This is a genomic window from Streptomyces viridochromogenes DSM 40736, assembly GCF_000158955.1.
GTDB lineage: Bacteria > Actinomycetota > Actinomycetes > Streptomycetales > Streptomycetaceae > Streptomyces > Streptomyces venetus.
On record NZ_GG657757.1, the window covers coordinates 7,042,826 to 7,066,048 of the forward strand.

The window sequence follows — 23,223 nt, forward strand, 5'->3', positions numbered from 1 at the left end:
CGGGGATGGTCCCCACTTCAGGTCCCGCTCCTGGTCGGGTGAGATCTGCTCCCCGCACCCGCGGGGATGGTCCCCTGGGGGCGAAGGGCAACAGCCTGGCGGTGTCCTGCTCCCCGCACCCGCGGGGATGGTCCCCGCAAGCTGACCGAACGCGGTGCGCCGCCGCTCTGCTCCCCGCACCCGCGGGGATGGTCCCTACGACGCCACCGACGCCACCCGCGCCATGCGCTGCTCCCCGCACCCACGGGGATGGTTCCAGCAAGGGTGGCGGTCCATGGCGGTCGCGGCGGTGGCGGGAGAGCGGGGGTAGAGGCTAGGGGGTAGGGGGACGCGGACCGGGGCAGGGGTTCCGGCTACGCCGCCCCCAGCGTCCCCGCGATCCCCGAGATCGCCTCCGGGCCCACCCGGCAGCAGCCGCCGATCAGCCGGGCCCCGGCCTGCTGCCAGCCCTTCACCTGGTCGGGGGTGAAGGTGGAGCGGCCGGTCCAGGCGCGGGCCTCGGCGTTCCAGGTCTCGCCGCTGTTGGGGTAGATGACGACCGGCTTGCCGGTGACCCGCGCCGCCGTGGCGGCGGCACCGTCCACGTCCTCGGGCGCGCAGCAGTTGACGCCCACCGCGATCACCTCGTCCACGTCGGCGGCCAGGGCGAAGGCCTCCTCCAGTGGCTGCCCGGCGCGGGTGCTGCCGCCGGCGATGGAGTACGTCAGCCAGGCAGGCACCCCGAGTCCGCGCACCGCCCGCAGCAGGGCCGCGGCCTCCTCGGCGTCGGGGACCGTCTCCAGGGCGAGGACGTCGGGGCGGGCGGCGGCCAGCGCCTCCATCCGTGGGCGGTGGAAGCGTTCCAGCTCGTCCACCGTCAGCCCGTAGCGGCCCCGGTACTCCGAGCCGTCCGCGAGCATCGCCCCGTACGGGCCGACCGAGGCCGCCACCCACAGGGGGCGGGAGACACCTGCCTGCCCGGCGGCTTCCCGGGCCGACTCGACGCTCAGCGCCATGAGTTCGGCCGCCCGGCCGGGGTTGATGCCGCGCTTGCCGAAGCCCTCGAACGTGGCCTGGTAGCTGGCCGTGATCGCGACGTCCGCGCCCGCCCGGAAGTAGGCCAGGTGCGCTTCGGTGACGGCCTCCGGCTGTTCGGCGAGCAGCCGCGCCGACCACAGCTCGTCGCTCAGGTCGTGCCCGGCGGACTCGAGCTGGTTGGACATGCCGCCGTCGAGGACGACGGTCCCGGCGGCGAGGGCTTCGGCGAGGGTGATGGTGCTGGTCATGCGGACGACGGTAGTCCAGATCCGGCGGCGGACCCCAGCCGATTGTGTCCATTACATGAACAGGTCGCCCAGCATGTGGGATGGCGGGTTACGATCATGGCCTCCCCCCCCTCCGCTTGCACCAGGAACGCCCATGACCGTCCCCACCCCCACCGAGGCCGCCGAACCCGCCGAGCCGGCCCCGGCCCCCGCGCCCGCTCCCCGCCGTACCTTCGGCCTCGCCGCCGCCACGGCCCTCGTCATGGGCAACATCATCGGCGGCGGCATCTTCGCCCTGCCCGCCACCGTCGCCCCGTACGGCACGGTCAGCCTGCTCGCCTTCGTCGTGCTCTCGGTCGGCGCGGTCGGACTCGCGCTGCTCTTCGGCAGGCTGGCACGGCGCAGCCCGGTCACCGGCGGGCTGTACGTCTACCCGCGGGACGCCTTCGGCGAGTTCGCCGGGTTCCTGTCGGCATGGTCGTACTGGACGATGTGCTGGGTCAGCATCGCCGCCCTGGCCGTCGCGGTGGTCGGCTACGTCGACGTGCTGATACCGCTGCACGGCAACCATGTCCTCCAGGCCGCCGTCGCGTTGGCCGCCCTGTGGCTGCCCGCCGCCGCGAACTTCGCGGGCACCCGGTGGGTCGGTGCGGTGCAGGTCGTCTCCACCGTCCTGAAGTTCGTCCCGCTGCTCCTGCTCGCCACCATCGGCCTGTTCTTCGTCGACGTGGACAACTTCGGCCCGTTCAACGCCTCCGGCCAGAGCGTCTCCGGCGCGCTGGCCGCCTCCGCCGCGCTGCTGCTGTACAGCTTCCTCGGCGTCGAGTCGGCCGCGGTCAGCGCGGGCGAGGTCCGCGACCCGGAGCGCACGGTCGGCCGGGCGAGTGTCCTCGGCACGCTGGCCTCGGCCCTGGTCTACATCCTCGGCACGGTCGCCGTGTTCGGCCTGGTCCCGCACGATCGGCTCGTCGACTCGGGCGCCCCGTTCGCCGACGCGGTGAACACGATCACCGGCGGCGGCTGGGGCGGCACCGCGATTGCCCTGGTCGCGGTCGCCTCGATCACCGGATGCCTCAACGGCTGGATCCTGATGGCCGCGCAGATGCCGTACGCCGCCGCCCGTGACGGCCTCTTCCCGGCGCCGTTCGCCCGGGTCGGCAAGGGAGGCGTCCCCGGCTTCGGCGTCTGGGCCTGCGCCGTCCTCGGCACGCTCCTCATCGCCCTCAACTACACGGCGGGCCCGGACACCACGTTCCGCGTCCTCGTCCTGATCACCACGTTCACGGGCTGCGTGCCGTACCTGCTGTCGGCCGCCGCCCAGCTGTACTGGCTGGCCCGCGGCACCCGCGACCGAGTCCGCCCGGCGGGCCTCGTCCGCGACCTGATCGTCGCGTCCGTCTCCTTCGCCTTCTCCTTCTGGCTGATCGCGGGCGCCGGTTACGCGGCCGTCTACCAGGGCGTGCTGTTCCTGTTCGCGGGGATCCCGGTGTACGTGTGGCTGCGCGGACGCAAGGACAGGGCGGAGGCGTCGGACTAGCGTCACGGCGCCGAAACAAGCTAGTCGCCCTCTTTCGGTCACGGCGTGAACTCGTGTGGTGCGGCGCCCGGTTCGGGTGTGGCGGCTGTCCCGGCAGTTCTCTCCTTTACCTGTGTTTGACAGCGCACTTGCGCGTGACTCAAGATCATCCGCATTCGGCCCCGCCCGTACACCGTGGCCGAAAGACACCGTGGGCCGCCCCCTGCGGTCCGCCGCGTGCGGACCCGCCACCGGCCTGCCTGTCGCGGTCCGCTCCGCCCGACGCACCCGTCCCACCGCCGCCGCGGAAACAGCCAGGGCTCTCGCCGGCGGCGTACGCCGAGTCGTGCGTCCCGAGTCCCCCGTGATCCCGGCTGTTCCGTCCGCGACGCGAAGCCGGCCGGTCAGAAGGCCAGGAGCACTCCGACGCCTTCGCCGGCGTCCGGCGGCGAGATGGAGGAGGGGGAGAGGGGCATGGGCAAGGTCGACGAGGACCCCGGCGAGGTCACCTACGAGATCCTGGCGCGGAAGGTCGACCTGAGCACCGAGGCGGAGGCCGCCAAGACCGGGTCCACTGGGCCGAGGACTCGGTCGACGGCGAGCCGTACATCTGGACGTTCGACGCCAAGAGCGCCTGACGGAGGCAGCCGACCGCAAAAGCGATTGGCGGTCCGTCGCCGCGTCGCCATAATCCCCTTGATCAGGGGGAGTTCGGGAGCGGGGGCGGGAGCGTGATCGTGTTCGGGTGCGCGCGGTGCGGTGCCGAGTTGACGGTGCCGGTGTCGCGGGTGGCGCTGCCCGCCCATGCCCACCAGCGGTACGGACACGAACTGCTCCCCGCCCTGATGGAGTCCGGCACCTACGCCGTCGACCCCGAGCCCTTCGGACCGCCCTGGCGGCTCTGGAGCGAGGTCGGGGCGGAGGGGGCGGCGGCCCGGGGCGTGTTCGCGCCGGTGCCCGCCCTGTCCTTCGGGGCCCCCGGGGCGGTCGTCGTCGCGCCGGGCGATGTGCGCGGCACCGTCCTGATCCCCGAGCGGTGCGACGGTTACTGCCTCGGGCTGGACGGCAGGGACGGCCCCAATCTGGCCTGTGCGCGGTGCGGGCGGGCGGTGGCGACCCGGGTCGACGACTGCACGTTCTGGCAGACCGTGTGGCTCGCCCCGGAGGCGGTACAGCCCCTCACCACCGACGGCTCCGCCCGCCCCGCCGACTGGGAGGCACTGACGCGGGAGAGCGAGGCCATCCCGCCCGTCGAGCCGGGTGGATGGTGGGATCCCCGCTGGGAGGCGGCCGTCGGCGTGGCGCTCGCCCACCTGCTGGCCGCGTCGGAGGGCGTCCCCGTGGACGTCCCCGAAGGTCTCCTTGCCGAGACCTTCGGCCGCGCCCTCGACATCCTGCTGCCGGCCGAGGGCGCGCAGCGGAAGATGGCGGCCCTCGCCGGACCCGGTCTGTCACCCCCGGGCCCCGCCCCGGACATCGCGCTGGTCCCACGCCACCCGGGCACCGGAGAGACGTGGCAACCACCGCCCGGCATCGCCCATGCCGTGCCGCTGGCCGCCGACGTGTGGCTCCACCTGGCCTTCCACGCCGAGCGGTCGCCCCTGCCCCTGAGCGGTGACATCCTGCGTGACGAGCCCCCGCCGCCACGGTCGCACAGCCTGTTCCGGCCCGACTCGCGCATTCTCCTCGCCGCACTGGCCCGGCTGCCCGCCGTCCGTGAGCCGTGGCTGCGCGCGATCTACGACCGGGTGAACGCCTACCCGTACCGCCGCCCCTTCTAGATCCCGCCGCCTTCGTCCCGTCAGACCCGTTGACCTCCCCGTGACACACCCTTACCTTTTCGGCGTTCGTAATGACAGATGGTGTTCGACATACCAGACAACGCCGTGTGTCCCCAGTGAGAGGCAGGCCCCTCCCCATGAGCCGCGACCGCGACCCCGCTCTGCCCGAACCCCCCAGCCGCAGGCTGCTGCTGAAGGGCGCCGCAGCCGCCGGTGCCCTCGCCGCCGTTCCCGCCGTCCCCGCCGTGGCCCAGGCTTCCGAGCTCGCCAGGTCCCCGAAGCAGGCCGCCCCCTACGTGAACCCGCTCGTCCGCAACCGGGCCGACCCGCACGTCAACCGGCACAAGGACGGCTTCTACTACTTCACCGCCACCGCCCCCGAGTACGACCGCATCATCCTGCGCCGCTCCCGCACCCTGAACGGACTCGGCACCGCCGCCGAGTCCGTCATCTGGCGCGCCCACGCCACCGGCCCCATGGGCGCGCACATCTGGGCGCCCGAACTGCACCGCATCGGCGGCAAGTGGTACATCTACTTCGCCTCCGCGCCCGCCGAGGACGTCTGGGCGATCCGCATATGGGTGCTGGAGAACGCCCACCCCGACCCCTTCAAGGGCACCTGGGTGGAGCGGGGGCAGGTGAAGACGGCCTGGGAGACCACGCCTGGTGCAGGAGGCGGGCGAAGAGGTAGTCGGGATCACCTCGCCTGGGCGCAGCACGAGCCCGGCCTGGACAACAACACCGGCATCTTCCTGTCCGAGATGGCGAACCCCTGGACCCTGAAGGGCCCTCAGGTGCGGCTCTCCACCCCGGAGTACGACTGGGAGTGCATCGGTTTCAAGGTCAACGAGGGGCCGTACGTGCTGCAGCGCAACGGCCGCCTGTTCATGACGTACTCGGCCAGCGCCACCGACTTCAACTACTGCATGGGCCTGCTGACCGCCGACGCCGACAGCCACCTCCTGGACCCCATGAGCTGGTCCAAGTCGCCGACCCCGGTCTTCACCAGCAACGACACCACCAAGCAGTACGGCCCCGGCCACAACTGCTTCACGGTCGCCGAGGACGGCCGCACCGACGTCCTCGTCTACCACGCCCGCCAGTACAAGGAGATCAACGGCGACCCGCTGAACGACCCCAACCGCCACACCCGCGTCCAGAGGCTCGGCTGGAAGCCGGACGGCACCCCCGACTTCGGCATCCCGGTCGCCGACACCGCGAAGGCGGGGGCATGAGATGAGACGTGCGTACGCGCTTCTCCTCGCCCTGTGTCTGGGGCTGTTCGGCGCACTCGCCACCGCCGGACCCGCCCAGGCCGCGTCCCAGACCGTCACCAACGGCACCCAGTTCACGGACACCTCGGGCAGCCCCGTCCACGCGCACGGCGGCGGAGTCCTCAAGGTCGGCTCGTACTACTACTGGTTCGGCGAGCACCGCAACGCCGACAACACCTTCCGGTACGTCGACGCCTACCGCTCGACCGACCTGAAGAACTGGGAGTTCCGCAACCACGTCCTGACCGAGGCCAGTGACCCGGAGCTCGCCACCGCCAACATCGAGCGGCCCAAGGTCATGTACAACGCGGCCACCGGCAAGTTCGTGATGTGGATGCACAAGGAGAACGGCGCCGACTACAGCGAGGCCCGCGCCGCCGTCGCCGTCTCCGACACCGTCGACGGCGACTACACCTGGAAGGGCAGCTTCCGGCCACTCGGCCAGCACATGTCCCGGGACATCACCGTCTTCGTCGACACCGACGGCGCCGGGTACATGATCTCCGCCGCCCGCGAGAACTACGACCTCCAGATCTACCGCCTCACCGCCGACTACACCGGCATAGCGAGCCTGGTCGCCAACCCCTGGCCCGGCGGCCACCGCGAGGCACCGGCCCTGTTCAAGCGGAACGGCGTGTACTTCATGCTGACCTCGGGCGCCACCGGCTGGAACCCCAACCAGCAGCAGTACGCCACCGCCACCAACCTCGCCGGCCCCTGGTCCGCCATGAAGAACATCGGCGACTCCACGGCCTACGGCTCGCAGACCGCGTTCGTCCTGCCCGTGCAGGGCACCTCGGGCACCTCGTACCTCTACCTGGGCGACCGCTGGGGCAACTCCTTCGGCGGGACCGTCAACGACTCCCGGTACGTCTGGCTGCCGCTGACGTTCTCCAACTCGACCACGATGTCCATGTCCTGGTCGCCGGAGGTCACCGTCGACACGGCGGCCGGAACCGTCTCCGGCACCGGCGCCACGTACAACACCCTGATCGCCCGTCACTCCTCCAAGTGCGCGGACGTGACGAGCCAGTCGCTCTGGGCCGGTGCCCAGCTCAAGCAGTACGACTGCAACGGCGGCGTCAACCAGAAGTACTGGTTCAAGTCCGCCGGAAGCGGCTCCTACCAGCTGATGGTCCGCAACAGCTCCCTGTGCGTCCAGGAGAACGCGAGCACGGTCACGCAGGAGAACTGCGACGCCTCCGCGACCAGCCAGCAGTGGTCGCTGACCACCACCGGCTCGTACGTGAACGTCAAGTCGCGCGCCACCGGCGAGTGCCTGGACGTGAACGGCGCGTCCACCGCCAACTCCGCCGCCCTGATCACGTACACGTGCAACGGAGGAACCAACCAGCAGTGGACGCGCGGTACCTGACCGAGATCAGGCGAGCAGGTCGATCGCGTCGATCGCCGTGCCCGCACTGAGGTAGCCGGTCGTCCCCGAACCGCTCACCACGTCGATCCTGAGCACGTTGTACTGACTCGCGTCCGTCTTCCAGGCGAACGCCGGAACGCTGTACGTGAACGTGTGGTTGTTGCCCCGGTACGAACCGTTGGTCAGCGACCGGGTGTTCGGCTGGGTGGGCGGGGAGGGGATCGCGGACGTCCAGGTGTCGTTGACGGTGACCTGGGGGCGGCCGTTCGCGTACGCCGTCGTCACCCCGATGCGCAGGGTGTGCGCGGCGGCCGCCTGGGCCGAGGTCAGCTTGAAGTACACCAGGATGCCGCTGTTGACGTCCTTCCAGAGGTAGCAGGGGAAGGCCGCCGTCTCCCCGTTGCCGATGACGACGTTGCCCGTCCAGGACGCGGCCCGCGCATCGGACGGATGCGCGTACGTCATCAGCTCCGCGTTCTTGAACCCGCCCGGTGTGCCGTTCCAGTCACCGATCCGCCAGATCGCGCTCGCGTTGGACGGGTCGTTCGAGGCGGGGACGGCGATCGTGTTCAGCGTGGTCGTCCCGCCCGCCGTCACACCCACCGACGTGGTGTACACCGCCAGCTCGCCCTTGAAGACGGTCAGCGTGTACGAGCCCGGCAGGACCCCGGGGATGGAGAAGAAGCCGTCCGAGGAGCGTGCCGAACCCCAGTACTGCGCCCCCGCGTTGGCCAGCCCCACCGTGTACGGGTACGCCGTGTCCCGCCCGGAGATGCCGACGCCCGCCACCTTGCCCCGGCCGCTCGCCGGCACGTACCCGGAGATGCCCAGCCCGTCGGCCCACGGAGTGGTCAGCGTGCCCGGAAACAGTGCCGAGGAGGGCGCCCCGCCGTCCGTGAAGGCGATGACGTACGGACCCTGGAGGCCGAAGCGCTGGGCCTCGGTCTGGTTCTGGCCGTAGTAGAGGATCTCGTACAGGCCACCGCCGTCCGCGCTCTGGTGACGCAGCAGGGAGCGGTAGAAGGGGCCGCCGGAGGCCTTCTCGTGGTTGCTGCGCACGACCCAGAGGCCGACGCCGCCGGAGGACCAGCCGACGTAGTCGTAGTCCATGACACGCCGCCTGGCGTAGTGCTTCGAGCGGGTCTGCCCGTCGGACTTCCGGAACACGTCCGAGGCCTCGATGGTGGTCGGCGCGTACGTGTAGGAGTCGGGCTCGTCGTTGAGGAACGCGCCCTTCTTCACGCGCACGATGTACCGGGTCGCCGAGACGGACGCGTCGGCCTTGTTCGTCCACAGGTAGACGTTGTTCTCGCCGCTGCGGGCCGCGTAGTAGTGCTTCAGCGTGCCGTGCGTGACGGAGACGAGGATCGTCGAACCCGACTGCCTGATGCCGACGGTGGAGGCGCCGAGGCCGGACTCGATGTGCGAGTTCATGCCGCCGTAGCCCTGGTACTCCGTGCCCCGGTACACCAGGGAGGTCAGGTCGCCGGTGGACTTGCTGACCTTGAAGACCAGTTGGGCGCCGGTGTCGACGACGTAGTTCGAGCCGTCGTCGGACCAGCCGAAGGCGGCGGCGTGCGCCGTGCCGGTGAGGGCGGCGCCCGCGACGGCGGTCGCGCCGAGGACGAAGCTGCGGCGGCCGACCGGTCTGCGCGCGGATCCGGACATGGAGGTGTCTCCTTCAGGAGGTGGGGGGTCTGCGGGTGTGAGCGAGAGTGACAGTTGAATCGATTTCGCGAAAGGCCTTTCGCGCTCCCGGCGAAGCACTCCTGTGAAATCGAGCGATAGTCTAGGAAGCGCTTGCCGCACGCGGTACGGTCCAGCGCCAGGCCTTGTCACCGTGACGGAGGAGCCGCGAGTGAGACGTTTCAACATCGCCGTGCTGGCGGCTGTGACGCTGAGCACCGCCTTGTCCGCCGTGCCCGCCCACGCGGGCGGGGGAAGCGGCAGGCCGGGCCTCGCGCACTGCGCCGCCGGCGCCTGCCACTTCGACGTCTCCCCGGGCACCTACGACGTGCGGGTCACCCTCGGAGGGGAGGCCGCCTCCAGCACGAGCGTCAGCGGCGAAACCCGCCGCACCCTGCTGCCCGAGACGGCCGCCCCGGCCGGTGAACGCCTCACCCGCAGCTTCACCGTGAACGTCCGCACCCCCGAGGGCGAGCCCACCGGCCCCGACGGCACCCCCGGCCTCGACCTGCGGATCGGCGGTTCAGCGCCCGCCCTCGCCGGCATCCGCGTCACCCCGGCCCGGCACACCCGCCAGATCTTCCTGATCGGCGACTCCACCGTCTGCGACCAGCCAGGCGACCCGTACTCCGGCTGGGGCCAGCAACTGCCCCAGTACCTGCGCGAGGGCGTCTCCGTCGCCAACTACGCCGATTCCGGCGAGAGTACGGTCTCGTATCTGGGGAACCCGAAGCTGTGGGCCACCGTACGGCCCCTGATCCGCCCCGGCGACCTGGTCCTCGTCCAGCTCGCCCACAACGACAAGACCACGGACGAGACCACCTACCGGGCCAACCTGGAGACCCTGGTGGCGGGAGTCCGGGAGCGGGGCGGACAGCCGGTCCTTGTCACTCCCATCGTGCGACGCTGGTTCAACCCCGACGGCACGCTGAACAACGCAACCGCGCTCCTGGTCAACGGGCTGGGCGTCGACCACCCGGCGGTCACGCGCGCCGTCGCCGCCGCGCAGGGCGTCCCGCTCATCGACCTCACCGCGAAGACGAAGGCACTCGTCGAATCCCTGGGCGTCGAGGGTTCCAAGGCGCTGTACCTCTACAACGAGGCGCGGGACAACACGCACACCTCCGTGCGCGGTGCGACGGCCTACGCGGCCCTGGTCCGCGACGAACTCGTCACCCTGCATCTGGTGCCGAAGGGCAAGGTGCGGGTGAGATGAACCCCTGGGGCGCCCCGACCGGAACCGGGGCGCTCCAGGTCTCACCTACCGTCCAGCCGTTTCGACCGTACCGAGCGTTCCGAGCGTCCTGAGCACGAGAGAGAACCGATGCGACTGCCGCCCGCCGACCGCACGACCGGCCCCGTCACCGGCTACACCCGCGCCCACTGGGAGGCGGCGGCCGACGCCCTGCTCGCCGCCGTCGAGCCGTACGCGACGCGGGACCGCGCGCTGTACCACCTGCCCGGCGACCGCAGCAGCTGGTCGGGCCGGCTCTCCGACGGCCTGGAGGGCTACGCCCGCACCCTGCTGCTGGCCGCCTTCCGCCGCGACGAGAAGGCCCTGGAGCGCTATGCCGACGGCCTCGCCGCCGGCGTCTCGGGCGTCTGGCCCCGTATCGAGGACCGCAGTCAGCCGCTGGTGGAGGCGGCCTCGATCGCGCTCGCCCTGCGGCTGACACGGGAGCTGCTGTGGGACCGGCTGGACGACGGCGTACGCCGGCGGGCGGCCGCCTGGCTCGGCGACGCCCTCACCGCCGAACCCTGGCCGTGCAACTGGGAGTTGTTCCCCGTCACCGTGGGCGGCTTCCTCGCCGAGGTCGGCCACGAGCCGGACGCCTCCCGCGCGGCCGTCGACCGGGGCCTGGAGCGCATCGAGCAGTGGTACGTGGGCGACGGCTGGTACACCGACGGCGACGGCCGCAAGTTCGACTACTACAACGGCTGGGCGATGCACCTCTACCCGGTGCTGCACGCCTGGCTGGAGGGCGACGAGCACCTGCTGGACCTGTACGGGGGCCGCCTGTCGCGTCACCTCTCCGACTACGCCCGCCTGTTCGGCGGTGACGGCGCGCCCATGCACCAGGGGCGTTCCCTGACCTACCGCTTCGCGACGACGGCCCCGCTGTGGCTGGGCGCCCTGACGGGCCGTACACCACTGTCTCCGGGCGAGACGCGGCGCCTCGCCTCCGGAGCCCTGCGCTACTTCCTCGACCGGGGCGCGGTGGACGACCGGGGCCTGCTCTCCCTGGGCTGGCACGGCCCCGACGAGTCCGTCCTCCAGGGCTACTCGGGCCCGGCCTCCCCGTACTGGGCGAGCAAGGGTTTCCTCGGCCTGCTTCTGCCGGCCGACCACGAGGTGTGGACCGCCACGGAGGAACCCGCTCCCGCCGAGCGCACGGACGCCGTCACTCCCGTCGGGCCGCCCAACTGGCTGCTCCAGTCCACCCGTTCCGACGGCGTGGTCCGCCTGCACAACCACGGCAGCGAGGACGTCCGCTACGACCCGTACTACACGCGCCTGGCCTACTCGACCGTGACGGCTCCGGCGCCGTCGCACGACAACAGCGTGTTCGTGGGCGACGACCCGAGCCGCACGGGCATCGAACCGCTGGGCACCGGCGAGGGCTGGGCGGCCTCGCGGCACACGGCGGGCGGCGGAGCACGGGTGACGAGCGTGGTGCTGGCGCGGGGAGCGTCGGAGGTGCGGGCCCACTGGGTGTCGGGGGCCGAGCCGGGCACGCCGGTGCGGGTGACCGGCTGGCCGGCGGCGGAGGGCGTCCGGGCGGAACTCCTGCCCGCGATCGGCCTGGACGAGACCCTCACCGGCGTCACCGGCGAGAACACCACCCTCTTCGTCGCCCTGGCCCGGCTGACGGCGGAGGAGAACCCCGTTCCGCTGCCGGACACCGTCGTCGTCAGCGGTTCCGGCGACGGGGAGCTGACGGTCCGCTGGGACGAGGGGCCCGAAGTGCGGGTCCGGCTCGACGGTTCCGGCGTGAACGTCGCCTGACCGAGGACGCCCACGAGCACATCCGGAACGCCGCCACGCTCCATCCCCGGCTGCCGGTCCGCGTCCTGAGCCGGCTGCTGCGGGACACCCGCACCGCTGCCACGGCCGCTGAGAGCCGGGCGCTGCCCGTGGACGTCATGCGCCGGATGGCCGAGCGGATGGGGGCGGCACCGCTCACCGTTCCGGAACAGGGCTCCGGGGCACGCTCGAGCGCTCCGGGGAAGGTGCCCAGACGGACGTACTTCGGCCGGGGCCGAAGCGATCCGGACCTAGCGTGGGCCCATGAGCGCACACCCGAAGCAGCCGCAGACCACGGAGACCACGGACACCGCGCAGACCGGGACGACCGCGCAGACCGGGAGGACCGCGCAGACGGCCCCCGCCTTCGCCGACCTCCACCGTGCCGAGGAGCCGCTCCTGCTGCCCAACGCCTGGGACTGCGCGTCGGCGCGGATGCTGGCGGCGCAGGGATACCGGGCGATCGCCACGACCAGCCTGGGCGTCGCCGCCGTCGCGGGTCTGCCGGACGCGGTGGCGGCGACCCGTGACGAGACGCTCCGGCTGGCCCACGCCCTCGGGTCCGAGCCGTTCCTGCTGTCCGTCGACGCCGAGGAGGGCTTCAGCGACGACCCGGACGAGGTGGCGGAGTTCGCGCGGGAGCTGTACGCCGTCGGAGTCGCCGGCATCAACCTGGAGGACGGCTGCGGGCCCGTCGACCGCCTGGCGGCGAAGATCACCGCGGTCAAGAGGGCCGCTCCGGGCCTGTTCGTCAACGCCCGCACGGACACCCACTGGCTCCGCGAAGGCGACCTCACGGACACCCTCACCCGACTCGACGCCTACCGCCGGGCGGGCGCGGACGGGGTGTTCGTCCCCGGCCTCACCGACCTGCGCCAGATCGCCACGCTCGTGCGTCACCTGGACGTCCCCCTCAACGTCCTCCACTCGCAGGGCGGCCCCTCCGTCGCCGAGTTTGCCGAGGCCGGCGTACGCCGCGTCAGCGTCGGCTCTCTGCTGTACCGACGGGCACTGGGCGCGGCCCTGGAGGCGATGGCGGACATCAGGGCGGGCCGGACGCCGAGCGGTGCGGCACCGTCGTACGAAGAGGTGGCGCGGCTTGCGACCGGCTAGGGTCTCTCGCGAAAGTAGATCTTGAGGCCGGGTGTCCCCGTGCCTCAGCTGATGGTGACACGGAAGATTTTGTCCGAGCCGTCCGCCTCACCTCCGTTGTTGTCGCTGTTGGTGGTAGACAGCCACAGCTGGTCGGCGCCCGGCACCTTGGTGACCGTGCGCAGGCGGCCGTAGGTGCCGACGTAGTACGCGGTCGGGGTGCCGACGCTCTCGTTGTCGCCGTTGATCGGGATCCGCCACAGGCGTTCGCCGCGCAGGGACGCCATGTAGACCACGTTGCGGACGATGGCGATGCCGCTGGGCGAGGCCTCGGAGACGTTCCAGCTGGCCTTGGGGTTGGTCATCCCCGAGACGCCGCAGTTGCCCTCGCAGGTCGGCCAGCCGTAGTTGGCGCCCGGCTCGATCAGGTTCAGTTCGTCCTTGGAGCTGTTGCCGAACTCCGCCTCCCACAACCGGCCGTTGCGGTCGAAGGCGAGGCCCTGCGGGTTGCGGTGCCCGTAGCTGTAGACGTAGTTCCCGAACGGGTTGCCGGGGGCCGCCTTCCCGTCCGTCGTCATGCGCAGGATCTTCCCGTTCAGGGAGTTCTTGTCCTGGGCCAGGTCGGGTGTCTGGGCCTCGCCGGTGGAGACGTAGAGGTAGCCGTCGGGGCCGAAGGCGAGGCGGCCGCCGTTGTGGTAGCGGTTCTTCTTGATGCCCTGGAGCAGCACCGTGTAGTCGCCGAGCTTCGTGCCGTCGTACGTCATACGGACCACGCGGTTGCCCTCGGACGCGGTGTGCATGAGGTAGACGTGGTGGTTGGTCGCCCACTTCGGGTCGACGGCGACACCGAGGAGCCCGCCCTCGCCGTTGGTGGTGACGGCGTTGGGGACGGTCCCCACCTGGGTCTTCGCGCCGGCCTTGGTGACCTTCCAGACGCGGAAGTCGTCCCGCTCGGTGACCAGGGCGGACTGTCCGTCGGGCAGCCAGGAGGTGCCCCACGGGATGGTCCAGCCCGTGGACAGGGTGGAGACGGACGACGGGACACCGCCGTCGGTGGCGCACGCCTTGGTGGTGAAGTTCACCGTGTTGCTCTGCGGGGAGACGTTGCCCGCCGCGTCGCGTGCGACGACGTTCAGGGCGTACGGGCTGTCGCAGGCGAGCCCGGTGAGGGTGGTCGACGTGCCGCTGGCGACCGTCTTGTAGACCGTGGTGCCGCTGCGCACGTCGTACCCGGTGACCGCCCGGTCGTCCGTGGCGGCGCCCCAGGTCAGGTCGACGGCGTTCGCGGTGATGCCGGCCGCGGACAGCGTGCCGGGTCTGCTCGGCGGTGTGGTGTCGGAGCTGGGCTTGGTCGTGCAGTCGACGACCGGGCTGGCGGAGGAGGTGTTGCCGGCCGCGTCCCGGGCGATGACGGTGAGGTTGTACGTCGTGTCGGGCGTGAGGCCCGTCAACGCCTTGGAGACCGAACTCCCGGACGCCTCACTGATCTTGTTGCCGTGCTCGTAGATGTCGTACGCCGTCACGCCCACGTTGTCCGTGGCGGCGCCCCAGGCGAGGGTCAGGCCGTTCTCGCCGATGTCCGAACAGCTGGGCTGACCGGGGCGGGTGGGCGCCTGGCTGTCGGCCGCCGCCGCGACGCCGACACGGTCCAGGTTGGGGCCGCCGGAGTCGGTGGTGGCGGTCGCGCGGATCTTGTTGGACCCGGCCTTCAGCGGCACGTTCACGGTCTTCGTCGCCCAGGTGTCCCAGTCGGCGGTGCCCGGGAAGGACACGCCCGAGGCGACCACGGTGCCGCCCACGGAGATGTCCATCGGCCGGTTGACGGACGTCCCGTTGGCGTATCGGAGGGCGAGCGACGAGGTCCCGGCGGCGGTCGCGCTCACCGTGAACTCCACGTAGGAGCCGGTGACGTTGGTGTAGTCGACGAAGCCGGTGCCGGTGTAGCCGGTGTGGTTGGTGGCGACGGCGCCCTGGGAGATGGTGGCGTCCTCGGCCTGGTAGTCGGTGGCCGCACGGGCACTGCCCCCGGTGAGGCCGACGAGCGGCACGGCGAGAGCCAGGGGCAGGCCCCATGCCACGGTTCTGGTGGGTCGTTTCATGAACGGAATCCCCCCGGGGCGACGGCCATCCCCGGTGAAGCGGCCGTGTTCTTCAGGGAGTTGACCGGCTTCACGCGGATCAGCCGGGTCTCGCCGGGTCGCAGGGTCGCGCTGTAGGAGTCGTCGATCACACCCTTGTGGGAGCCGGACCACAGGTCGGTGACATCACCGGAGCCGGTGAAGCCGACCTGCGACCAGTCCACGGAGACCGTCGTGTTGCCGGACGTACCGGTGTTGAACAGGGCCACCACGTACTGGCCGTCGCTCTCCTTCTTGCTCCAGACCTGCTTGACCCCGCTGCTGACGATCCGCTTGGCGGCGACGCCGTCCTGGTTGACCCCGATGAGCCGGTCGTTGGTCAGCATCGCCTTGTCGACCGGGTCGAGGTCGGTCAGGTCGGTGCCGAGCAGCAGCGGCGAGGCGGCCATCGCCCAGAGGGTGAAGTGGGACCGGCGCTGGTCGGCGGTGAGGCCCACCCGGTCGCCGTTGCCGATCTCCAGGGAGTCGAGGTCGTTCCAGCCGCCCGGACCGGCGTGCGGCTGCCAGGAGGCCGCCGAGTTGAAGCGGGAGGAGACATGGGACCAGTCGGTGAGCGGATAGCCGCTGCCGTTGTCACCCGGACCGCAGTAGCACTCCACGTCGCCCTGGGTGCGCCAGCTGTTCGCGTGCTTGCGCCAGGTGGCGGCGTCCGCGATCGCGAGGTTGTTGGACAGCGCGAAGTTGATGGGCCTCCCCGTGGCGCGCAGCGCCTTGTCCCAGGCCTGGACGTCGGGGATGTCGTGGCTGCCCACTCCGTCGATCTTGAGGTAGTCGACTCCCCAGGAGGCGAACTGCCGTGCCCAGGAGTTCACGAACTCCTGCGCGCCCGGCTTCTGGTAGTCGATGTAGTACATGTTCTTGCAGTTGTAGTTCTTCTCCGTCTTCGACGTGTCCGCGATGTCCTTCGCGTGGTACGAGGTTCCCTCGATCGGCGTGTTCCTGGTGACGGCGTTCTTGGCGATGCCGGGCGTCACGTAGAAGCCGAACTTCAGGCCCTTGGAGTGGATGTAGTCGGCCAGCGCCTTGATGCCGCCGGGGAACTTGGCCGTGTCCACGGACCAGCGGCCGTAGGAGTCGACGACGAAGCCGTTGTCGTCGCACTTCTGCCAGAAGTCGTCGAGGTTGACGTAGACGAAGCCGTGGTTCTTGAGGCCGCTGGAGGCCAGCGCGTCGGCCTGGGCCTTGATCTTCGCCTCGGTCGGCCAGCGGCGGGTGAAGCTCCAGCTGCTCCAGCCCATGGCGGGCCGGACCGACTGGCCGTTGTCGGAGGCGGCCGCCGGACGGGCGGCGGCCAGCAGCGGGACGGCCGAGGCGATCAGCAGTCCGACCAGGGCGACGACCAGTGATCTGACGCGGGTGAAGCGGGTGATGCCTGTCATGACTGTCCCCTCTTCGCGGGAGTCGCGTACGAGGTGCCGATCCACGCCTCGTCGATCCGCAGCCGCTGGTAGCGGGTCGTGTCGGTGGACGCGGCCCAGGTGGAGTCGACCTGGAGGCGGACGTAGCGGGCGTTCGCGGCGGTCAGGTCGATGCCCTGCATGCCGCGGCGGCTCGGCAGCTGTCCGGTCTTCACCGGGCTGCCCCAGGTCGTGCCGTCGGCGCTCAGATACACCTTGTAGTCCTTGATCCGCGCCGACTGCTCGGTGTCCGAGCGGGCGTAGGCGACGGAGTCCTCGCGCTGGTTGAGCCCGAGGTACTGGACCTTCTTCGAGCTGCCGAGGTCGAAGGTGAGGCTGACCGGGAGGGTCTTGTTGTTGTCCCAGTAGGTGCGGTAGTCGCCGTCAGCGGCGGCCGAGCCCGCGTGGGAGCTCGCCGAGGCGCTCGCGCTCACCTTGACGCCGGAGAGGATGCCCTGGCGGCCGGCCGTGGTGACCTTGAACACCGTGTCGTACGGGTCCCAGTTCCCGAGGCCGGTGAGGGTGAGGACGCCGCCCGACTGCGACCACGAAACGGCCGCGCCGGTACGCAGGTTGGTGACCGAGGCGACGCGGTAGCCGTTGTCGCGGACGCGCAGGGTGCTGGTGCTGGGCGGGGTCAGGACGTGGATGTACTGGCGGTCGGCGTCGGTCTTGCTGATCGTGGTCACGCCGTGCGCGCCGTCGTTCCAGAAGCCCGGCTTGAGACCGCCGTACAGGTAGCCGCCGCCCTCGGTGCCGTGCAGGGACTCCCAGATGGGGTCGAGGTAGGAGTTCGCGAAGTTGTTGAAGTCCGCCTGGTTCGCCGGGAACTTGCCGTTGACCTGGGCGGTCTCGGCCATCAACGCCTTCACGGACGAGCCGGCGTTGGTGACGAGGCGGCCGAGGGTGAGCATCTTGTCGACGGCCGGGTCGGTGCCGCCGTACCACCACGAGCCCGTGGCGGGCAGCTTGAAGTCGGCCTCGGTGAGGCGGGGCTGGGCCGTGTAGACCGCCTGCGGGTAGTCGTACGCCGGCGTCATTCCGGTCTTCTGCTCATTGCTGATCATGTCCATGATCGGCGTGTCTTCGTTGTTGTTGCTGATCGTGTAGTTCGGGCGCTTCTGGTAGACCTGCGCGTAGAGGTTGTTGCTCTCCCAGTAGGCGTTGTCGTTGTCGATCCAGAAGCCGCCGAGGTCCGGGTAGCGGTTCATGACCTCGAAGAAGTTGTCGTAGCTGAACTGCCCGAAGCCGTCCCGGGTGGTCAGGTCGACGTCCTTGCCCTTGTACGAGGAGTACGCCGCCGAGTCGAGCCACTCGTGCCCGCCCTCGGCGTGCCACTGGGGGTCGTCGGTCATGTAGAGGATGACCTTCAGCCCCTTGGCCTTCGCGGCGGTGACCAGTTCGCCGAGGAAGTCCCGCTTGGTCGAGCAGGAGCCGGGGATCTTCGACGGCCAGGCGCGGGCGTAGCCGAGGCGGCTGTGGAAGGAGGCGAGGACGAGGTACTGCGTGTGCAGCTTCTGGGCCTCTTTGACCCAGTAGTCGGCGTTCCAGCCTCCGTCGGTGACGTCCTTCTCCCACTCGGTGCAGCTGGTGTGGGCGGGCGCGGTGCGCAGGCCCCAGTGCAGGAAGAGGCCGCCGACGGAGTTGCGCAGGAATTCCTGGCGGGGGTTCTCCAGGTCGAGCGGCTTCGCCGACGCGGCGGCGAGAGCGGCGGGAGCGGCGGGTTGGGTGAGCCCGAGAATCACGGCGAAGGCGAAGAGAACGATCGCCGCGACCCGGTGCCCGGGAACGGTGGGGGGTGTCATGGGGTGTCGCTCCTCATCCGAGCTGGTAGCCGCGGAGCTTGGTGAGCAGGAGGTAGGTGTTCTGCAGGGAGCCGGAGGTGTCACCGAGGGAGCGGTAGATGCCCCACTTCGGGCGCACCCGGTCCGCGAGGAAGGTGTCGACGCCGGTCTTCGACGCGTCGATGACGGTCGAGCCGCCGCTCTTGAGGATCCAGCGGACCGAACCCGCCGACCCGTTGCCGACCTTGATCTGGAAGTCGACGTCGGTCCACTTGTCGTGCAGGGGGTCCAGATCGGTTCGGCCGACGAGGATGTCGTCGATGGCGAGCTTCAGCTCGATGGTCTGCTTGCCGTTGACCCGGCGCAGGGACTGCACGACGATCGGCGAGCTGCCCGCGCCCGGCTGCTTCATCTGCATGATGTGCGTGAAGGTGGTGGTCGCCTTCAACGAGCTCGGGAGGTACATGGAGTACGTGACCCGCCAGGTCTGGCCCTGGGTCCACTTGAGGTAGCTGCTGCCGCTGGTGCGCAGTCCGGTGACCTCCTGCCGCTGCCGGTCGGTCGACGTGTCACGGTCGACCGTGTGCATGTTGAAGCGCCAGTTGTCGCCGGTGGCGTAGATGTGCGGCTGTCCGGCGGTGTGCGAGTCCGCGCGGTCGTCCTCGATCGTCTCGAAGGCGCCCAGGCCGTCCTCGCTCGCGGACGGCGCCCACTTCTGCTGCCAGGAGGCCGCGTGCGCCGTGGTCGCGGCCGGAAGACCGACCGCTGCTCCCGCCGCACCACCGAGGGCGGCACCCAGCAGCCTCCTTCTGGATGTGCTCATGACACTAATCACCTCGCAGCTGTTCGTTCATGATCAGGAAGGCGCCCAGCCCGTGGAAGTCGTTGGTGGCCCGGGTGCGGGCGATGTAGTACGCGTAGTCGCCGACGTTCGTGCCTTCGGAGATGTCGGCGAGCTCGGTGCGGCCGTCGGTGCCGACCGAGAGCTTCGCCAGGACGCCCTGATAGCCGCGGCGCGCGACGGCCGTGTAGTGCCGGTCGAGGTACCCCTGCCGGGCGCCGCGGTCGAGGGCGTAGGTGAACATGCTGGAGCAGGACGTCTCGGTCCAGTTGCCGCTGCTGCCGCCCTTGTCGATCACCTGGAACCAGCGCCCGGTCGCCGGGTCCTGGTACTTCTCCAGGCCGGCCGCCAACTTCCGGAAGATCTTCAGAAGTTGGGCCCGACGGGGGTGGTCGGCGGGGATCGCGTCGAGCACGTTGGTGATCGCCATGGAGTACCAGCCGACCGCCCGGCACCAGTGCTCGGGGGCGAGCCCGGTCCGCGGGTCCGCCCAGCTCACGCTCTTCGACTCGTCGTAGGCGTGCTTCAGCAGGCCGCTCGCGACCTGGAGGTGGCTGCCGTAGAGGGAGAGCTGCTTGGCCGCCTCGTCGTCGGCGTACGCCCGGTCGTCGAACTCCTTGCCGTACTCGACGAGGAACGGGTTCACCATGTAGACGCCGTCCGCCCAGAGTTGGTTCGCGCGGCCGGCGGTGTCGGCGTGCCAGAAGCCGCCGTCGGAGGTGCGCGGAAAGGTGTTCAGGCGGTCGCGGATCTTCTTCGCCGCCTTGCGGTAGCGGTCGTCGCCCGTCTCGTGGTGCAGGATCACCAGCAGGCGGCCGGCCTGCATGCTGTCCAGGCTGTTGAAGGGCTGGTCCATGGAGCCGTCGCTCTTCACGAAGCGGTCGACGTAGTCCTTGATGTAGGTGAGGTAGCGGGCCTCGTGCGTGCGCCGGTAGGTGAGGTACTGGCCGTAGAGGTAGAGGCCGACCGGGTAGGACCAACTGCCTATGGTGTTCGGGGTGTAGCGGGTCATGGTGGAGTCGACCAGGGCCACGGACCAGTCGGGGGCGGCGGCCGGGCGGCCCGCCGGCCGCGCGCCCGCGGCGACGGCCGGGGACGGGCCGGCCGCCGGCAGAGCGGCCAGGGTGACGGCGGCCAGGGCGACGGTCGTCAGCGCCGTGGACATGCGTCGGCGTGTCATGTTCCTCCCTTTCGAATGAGGCCTTGCGGTGGGGGCCTTTACGGCGCAGGGCATGGCCTGCCGGACCCTTTCATCCGATGTCTGACGAACGGGAGCCTCCGTCTACGCGGTCGGCGTCGTGGTCTCGCTCATGGATGCGACCTGCTTTCCGGAAGGTGGGGGGCATGGAAAGTCAGCAGGACAATGGCGTTCACATGGGTGTACTGAGTTCAGTGACTCGTTTGGCAGCGCCATACAGAGTTGCGCCACGAGGTCACGTGGTCAATGGTCCGGACCGAAGACATCGGATGCGTTTCCGGTCAATCTGTGGCCGATAGCGAGCCCGGGGCGCTGTTCGAAGGATTGACGCGGCCATGCCGAGAGGGCACCTTGGTTCCCGTCAGGTAAGGAAACTTTCCTAACAGAAGGGTTCCATCGTGCGCATGCGACCACTGACCCTCGTCGTGACCTGCTCGGCCGCCCTGCTCACCGCCGGAGTACTCCCCGCGGCCGCCACCGGCGCCCCCTCACCGACATCCGCACAGGAGGGCACGGTCAGCGCGGCCGACCTGCTCGCCAAGGTGACGGGCTGCTCGCAGCTCTCCAACGGCAAGTACCGGACGGACGAGGAGACTTCTGCCACGATCCCCGTGTGCGGCAAGAACGGCGCGGTGTTCTGGAAGGCCGACATGGACATCGACTGCGACGGCCAACGCACCTCGAAGTGCAACGAGGACACCGACCCCTGGTACCAGGACGACACGGCGTTCCACCAGTCCAACGGCAAGCCGCTGAAGGCCGATTCACTGCCGTACGTCGTGGTGCCCAGTTCCAGCAGCATCTGGAACTACTCCGCTGCCGGCATCAAGGGCGGCGGCGTGGTCGCCGTGATCTACAACAACAAGGTCGAGTACGCCGTCGTCGGCGACACCGGCCCCACGAAGATCATCGGCGAGGCCTCGTACGCCACCGCGAAGGCTCTCGGCATCGACCCGGACCCGGAGTCCGGCGGAACCGACTCCGGGGTGACCTACATCCTGTTCAAGAACTCCCAGGTCTCCCCCCTTGAGAACCACAACGCGGCGGTCACCCTCGGCGACCGCCTCGCTCAGCAGTTCCTGCGGGACAACTGACCGCCGGAGCCTGGGAGGACCTGCTGGATGCCGACGCTATGTGTCGAGCGCGGCGACCAGCAGGGCGATCGCGGCCAGGTCCGGTGCGTCGCGCAGGAAGGTGACGGCCTGGCGGCCGGCGAACTCGCGGTGCGCGTCGGTCACGGCGGGGTCGACGGCCGTCTCGGCCTGCACATGGATGTAGTTCAGGTCCGTGGCGAACAGCATCGAGAACGACTCCGGGCCCGTGATGACGGCCGGGCCCCCGGCCTCGCGGTAGGCCCGGGCCAGGCGCCGGGCGGATGCGATGTTCACGTCGTTGCCGCCCGACCAGACGTACAGGGCACGCGCGAACTCGCGTTCTGCCGAGACGGGCCCCGCGTTGTCCCAGTCGAGCAGGACCGGCCCGTCCGGGCCGACCAGGACGTTCTGGGGCTGGAGGTCGAGGTGCGAGGTCACCAGGCCGCTCGGCGCTGACGGTGTCACCCAGTGGGCCAGTTGCGGCGCGGACGTGGCGGCAAAGCGGGCGAGCTCCTGAGACCAGGGCAGGCCGGCGTCCCGCACCTTCTTGAGCACGTCCTCCCACTCGGCGTCGTCCGGGCACCGCTCGTACCAGTCGCTCGGCGCCTCGACGGTGCCCTCACCGGCCCGGTGCAGCAGGGCCATGGTCCGGCCGAACCAGTCCAGGATCTCCGGGTCGGACGCGTCCGCCTTCGCGCCCTCGACCCAGTCGTACAGCTTCACGTACGACCCGCCCGGGGAGCCGGGAAGCGTGACGTGCGCGCCGTGCCGGTCGGGGTGGAGCCGGGGCGAGGCGATGCCCAGGTCCGCCGCGGCGTCCCGTAACGCGGCCTCGCGGCCGACCTGCGTCTCGTCGCAGCCGAAGAGGAGTTCCTTCACGGCCCACGCGTGCCCGTTCCCGGAGAGCTTCCAGATCTGGCCCAGGGCGCCCCGGGTCACCGGGGTCATGGTCCAGGGGCCGGGGCCGAGCGCGTAGACCTCCGCTATCCGGTCCGCCGTGTCACGCATGAGTCGTCCCCTTCTCGCCGGGCCAGTTCTGAAGCAGTACGTGCAGGGCGTCGATCGCCCGGTCCCAGGACGCCTGTACGTCACGGGGTGCGCCGAAGGCACCGGTGGACTCCAGGGCGCAGTAGCCGTGGAAGGTGCTGCGCAGCAGCCGCACGGCGTCGGTGAGGTCGGGTTCCTCCAGGCCGTAGGCGCGGAGCATGCCGTAGGTGACGTCGGCCGTGCGGCGCATCGCGGGGGAGTCGGTGGCGAGGGCCTGGTCGACGGGGATCTGGGTCGCCGCGTACCGCCCGGGGTGTTCCAGGGCGTAGGCCCGGTAGGCCCCGGCGAAGGCGGCCAGGGCTTCCTTACCGGCTTCCCGTCCTTCGACCGCCGCCGCGATCCGGTCGATCATCTCGCCGCCCGCGAGGAGGGCCAGGCGGGTGCGCAGGTCCTGGAGGTTCCTGACGTGCGAGTAGAGACTCGCGTCCTTGACCCCGAAGCGGCGGGCCAGGGCGGACAGGGTGACGTGCTCGAAACCGGCCTCGTCAGCGAGGTCGGCCGCGGCGGCGACGAGACGGTCGGGGGTGAGGCCGGCTCTGGGCATGGGGGGCTTGGGGTCACCTCTCGAACGGGGCCATGTCGCCTGCGAAGCAGCGGACGGGCTCCCGAGTGGAGGCCCACAGGCGCGCCGTGTGATCGTAAACCGCCGGTTCCGCGCCCGCCGCCGCTTCCCACCACGCTGTGAGAGGCTCCGCTTCAAAGCCCTCCTCGACGCCGTGTCCGTCCCGTCG

Annotated in this window: 17 protein-coding genes and 1 CRISPR repeat array (1 of these 18 running past the window's edge); of the genes, 8 read left to right on the forward strand and 9 right to left on the reverse strand. The window is 70.5% G+C overall.

Annotated elements, in window-relative coordinates:
- Positions 1 to 257: direct repeats of the CRISPR family, unit length 29 nt; unit sequence CTGCTCCCCGCACCCGCGGGGATGGTCCC; it begins 1,297 nt to the left of the window's first position.
- A 96-nt stretch (positions 258 to 353) separates the two neighbouring features.
- On the reverse strand, positions 354 to 1,265 hold the full coding sequence (mmuM, locus tag SSQG_RS30865) for a homocysteine S-methyltransferase (RefSeq protein ID WP_003993870.1): 912 nt from the start codon (positions 1,263 to 1,265) through the stop codon (positions 354 to 356).
- 133 nt (positions 1,266 to 1,398) lie between these two features.
- On the opposite strand from mmuM, the gene SSQG_RS30870 reads away from it, so the two are divergent.
- The 4 genes from SSQG_RS30870 (at position 1,399) to SSQG_RS30890 (ending at position 7,190) form a co-directional block, all read left to right on the forward strand.
- The gene (locus SSQG_RS30870; RefSeq protein WP_003993871.1) at positions 1,399 to 2,781 is read left to right on the forward strand and encodes an amino acid permease; all 1,383 of its coding nucleotides are present in this window, start codon (positions 1,399 to 1,401) and stop codon (positions 2,779 to 2,781) included.
- A gap of 710 nt (positions 2,782 to 3,491) precedes the next feature.
- Positions 3,492 to 4,541 carry a hypothetical protein gene (locus SSQG_RS30880; protein ID WP_003993873.1) on the forward strand — a complete coding sequence of 350 codons (1,050 nt, stop codon included), beginning with the start codon at positions 3,492 to 3,494 and terminating at the stop codon, positions 4,539 to 4,541.
- A 137-nt stretch (positions 4,542 to 4,678) separates the two neighbouring features.
- Entirely contained in the window at positions 4,679 to 5,776 is a 1,098-nt protein-coding gene (locus tag SSQG_RS30885) for a glycoside hydrolase family 43 protein (RefSeq protein WP_039934001.1), read from the forward strand.
- 1 nt (position 5,777) lies between these two features.
- A complete protein-coding gene (locus SSQG_RS30890; RefSeq protein ID WP_003993875.1) occupies positions 5,778 to 7,190 on the forward strand; it encodes a family 43 glycosylhydrolase in 1,413 nt (470 codons plus the stop codon).
- Between the two features lie 6 nt (positions 7,191 to 7,196).
- On the opposite strand, the gene SSQG_RS30895 is transcribed toward SSQG_RS30890, so the two are convergent.
- A complete protein-coding gene (locus SSQG_RS30895) occupies positions 7,197 to 8,858 on the reverse strand; it encodes a rhamnogalacturonan lyase B N-terminal domain-containing protein (RefSeq protein WP_003993876.1) in 1,662 nt (553 codons plus the stop codon).
- A gap of 190 nt (positions 8,859 to 9,048) precedes the next feature.
- Here SSQG_RS30895 and SSQG_RS30900 point away from each other — a divergent pair, with 190 nt between their 5' ends.
- From SSQG_RS30900 to SSQG_RS30910, 3 genes are all read left to right on the forward strand, one after another.
- A complete protein-coding gene (locus SSQG_RS30900) occupies positions 9,049 to 10,092 on the forward strand; it encodes a rhamnogalacturonan acetylesterase (RefSeq protein ID WP_039934003.1) in 1,044 nt (347 codons plus the stop codon).
- Between the two features lie 108 nt (positions 10,093 to 10,200).
- Positions 10,201 to 11,883, forward strand: a complete 1,683-nt coding sequence (locus tag SSQG_RS30905) for a DUF2264 domain-containing protein (RefSeq protein WP_003993878.1) — start codon at positions 10,201 to 10,203, stop codon at positions 11,881 to 11,883.
- Positions 11,884 to 12,165: 282 nt separating this feature from the next.
- Positions 12,166 to 13,014 (forward strand): isocitrate lyase/PEP mutase family protein, encoded by an 849-nt coding sequence (locus SSQG_RS30910; protein ID WP_003993879.1) that lies wholly within the window; start codon positions 12,166 to 12,168, stop codon positions 13,012 to 13,014.
- Between the two features lie 44 nt (positions 13,015 to 13,058).
- Here SSQG_RS30910 and SSQG_RS30915 read toward each other — a convergent pair whose 3' ends face one another.
- Genes SSQG_RS30915 through SSQG_RS30935 form a run of 5 tightly spaced genes read right to left on the reverse strand, consistent with a single transcriptional unit; the run spans position 13,059 to position 20,333 of the window.
- The gene (locus SSQG_RS30915) at positions 13,059 to 15,092 is read right to left on the reverse strand and encodes a PQQ-dependent sugar dehydrogenase (RefSeq protein ID WP_039934005.1); all 2,034 of its coding nucleotides are present in this window, start codon (positions 15,090 to 15,092) and stop codon (positions 13,059 to 13,061) included.
- Complete coding sequence (locus tag SSQG_RS30920) at positions 15,089 to 16,510, reverse strand: glycoside hydrolase family 27 protein (protein ID WP_003993881.1); 1,422 nt, start codon at positions 16,508 to 16,510, stop codon at positions 15,089 to 15,091. Before SSQG_RS30920 ends, SSQG_RS30915 begins: the two co-directional genes overlap by 4 nt.
- Positions 16,507 to 18,333, reverse strand: coding sequence for a discoidin domain-containing protein (locus tag SSQG_RS30925; RefSeq protein WP_003993882.1), 1,827 nt, complete (start codon positions 18,331 to 18,333; stop codon positions 16,507 to 16,509). Before SSQG_RS30925 ends, SSQG_RS30920 begins: the two co-directional genes overlap by 4 nt.
- Before the next feature lie 13 nt (positions 18,334 to 18,346).
- Positions 18,347 to 19,135 carry a heparin lyase I family protein gene (locus tag SSQG_RS30930; RefSeq protein ID WP_003993883.1) on the reverse strand — a complete coding sequence of 263 codons (789 nt, stop codon included), beginning with the start codon at positions 19,133 to 19,135 and terminating at the stop codon, positions 18,347 to 18,349.
- 4 nt (positions 19,136 to 19,139) lie between these two features.
- A complete protein-coding gene (locus tag SSQG_RS30935) occupies positions 19,140 to 20,333 on the reverse strand; it encodes a glycoside hydrolase family 88/105 protein (RefSeq protein WP_039934007.1) in 1,194 nt (397 codons plus the stop codon).
- A 416-nt stretch (positions 20,334 to 20,749) separates the two neighbouring features.
- Here SSQG_RS30935 and SSQG_RS30940 point away from each other — a divergent pair, with 416 nt between their 5' ends.
- Complete coding sequence (locus SSQG_RS30940) at positions 20,750 to 21,445, forward strand: glycoside hydrolase family 75 protein (RefSeq protein WP_003993885.1); 696 nt, start codon at positions 20,750 to 20,752, stop codon at positions 21,443 to 21,445.
- Positions 21,446 to 21,481: 36 nt separating this feature from the next.
- Here the strand turns inward: SSQG_RS30940 and SSQG_RS30945 are convergent, their stop codons facing one another.
- On the reverse strand, positions 21,482 to 22,453 hold the full coding sequence (locus tag SSQG_RS30945) for a phosphotransferase enzyme family protein (RefSeq protein ID WP_003993886.1): 972 nt from the start codon (positions 22,451 to 22,453) through the stop codon (positions 21,482 to 21,484).
- The gene (locus SSQG_RS30950; protein ID WP_003993887.1) at positions 22,446 to 23,036 is read right to left on the reverse strand and encodes a TetR/AcrR family transcriptional regulator; all 591 of its coding nucleotides are present in this window, start codon (positions 23,034 to 23,036) and stop codon (positions 22,446 to 22,448) included. Before SSQG_RS30950 ends, SSQG_RS30945 begins: the two co-directional genes overlap by 8 nt.
- Positions 23,037 to 23,223 lie beyond the last annotated feature (187 nt).

Coding starts and splice junctions, on each gene's coding strand:
- SSQG_RS30935 (WP_039934007.1), bottom strand. CDS start 20,333: ATGACACGCCGACGCATGTCCACGGCGCTGACGACCGTCGCCCTGGCC.
- SSQG_RS30945 (WP_003993886.1), bottom strand. CDS start 22,453: ATGCGTGACACGGCGGACCGGATAGCGGAGGTCTACGCGCTCGGCCCC.
- mmuM (WP_003993870.1), bottom strand. CDS start 1,265: ATGACCAGCACCATCACCCTCGCCGAAGCCCTCGCCGCCGGGACCGTC.
- SSQG_RS30950 (WP_003993887.1), bottom strand. CDS start 23,036: ATGCCCAGAGCCGGCCTCACCCCCGACCGTCTCGTCGCCGCCGCGGCC.
- SSQG_RS30910 (WP_003993879.1), top strand. CDS start 12,166: ATGAGCGCACACCCGAAGCAGCCGCAGACCACGGAGACCACGGACACC.
- SSQG_RS30885 (WP_039934001.1), top strand. CDS start 4,679: ATGAGCCGCGACCGCGACCCCGCTCTGCCCGAACCCCCCAGCCGCAGG.
- SSQG_RS30905 (WP_003993878.1), top strand. CDS start 10,201: ATGCGACTGCCGCCCGCCGACCGCACGACCGGCCCCGTCACCGGCTAC.
- SSQG_RS30920 (WP_003993881.1), bottom strand. CDS start 16,510: ATGACAGGCATCACCCGCTTCACCCGCGTCAGATCACTGGTCGTCGCC.
- SSQG_RS30925 (WP_003993882.1), bottom strand. CDS start 18,333: ATGACACCCCCCACCGTTCCCGGGCACCGGGTCGCGGCGATCGTTCTC.
- SSQG_RS30895 (WP_003993876.1), bottom strand. CDS start 8,858: ATGTCCGGATCCGCGCGCAGACCGGTCGGCCGCCGCAGCTTCGTCCTC.
- SSQG_RS30915 (WP_039934005.1), bottom strand. CDS start 15,092: ATGAAACGACCCACCAGAACCGTGGCATGGGGCCTGCCCCTGGCTCTC.
- SSQG_RS30930 (WP_003993883.1), bottom strand. CDS start 19,135: ATGAGCACATCCAGAAGGAGGCTGCTGGGTGCCGCCCTCGGTGGTGCG.
- SSQG_RS30890 (WP_003993875.1), top strand. CDS start 5,778: ATGAGACGTGCGTACGCGCTTCTCCTCGCCCTGTGTCTGGGGCTGTTC.
- SSQG_RS30870 (WP_003993871.1), top strand. CDS start 1,399: ATGACCGTCCCCACCCCCACCGAGGCCGCCGAACCCGCCGAGCCGGCC.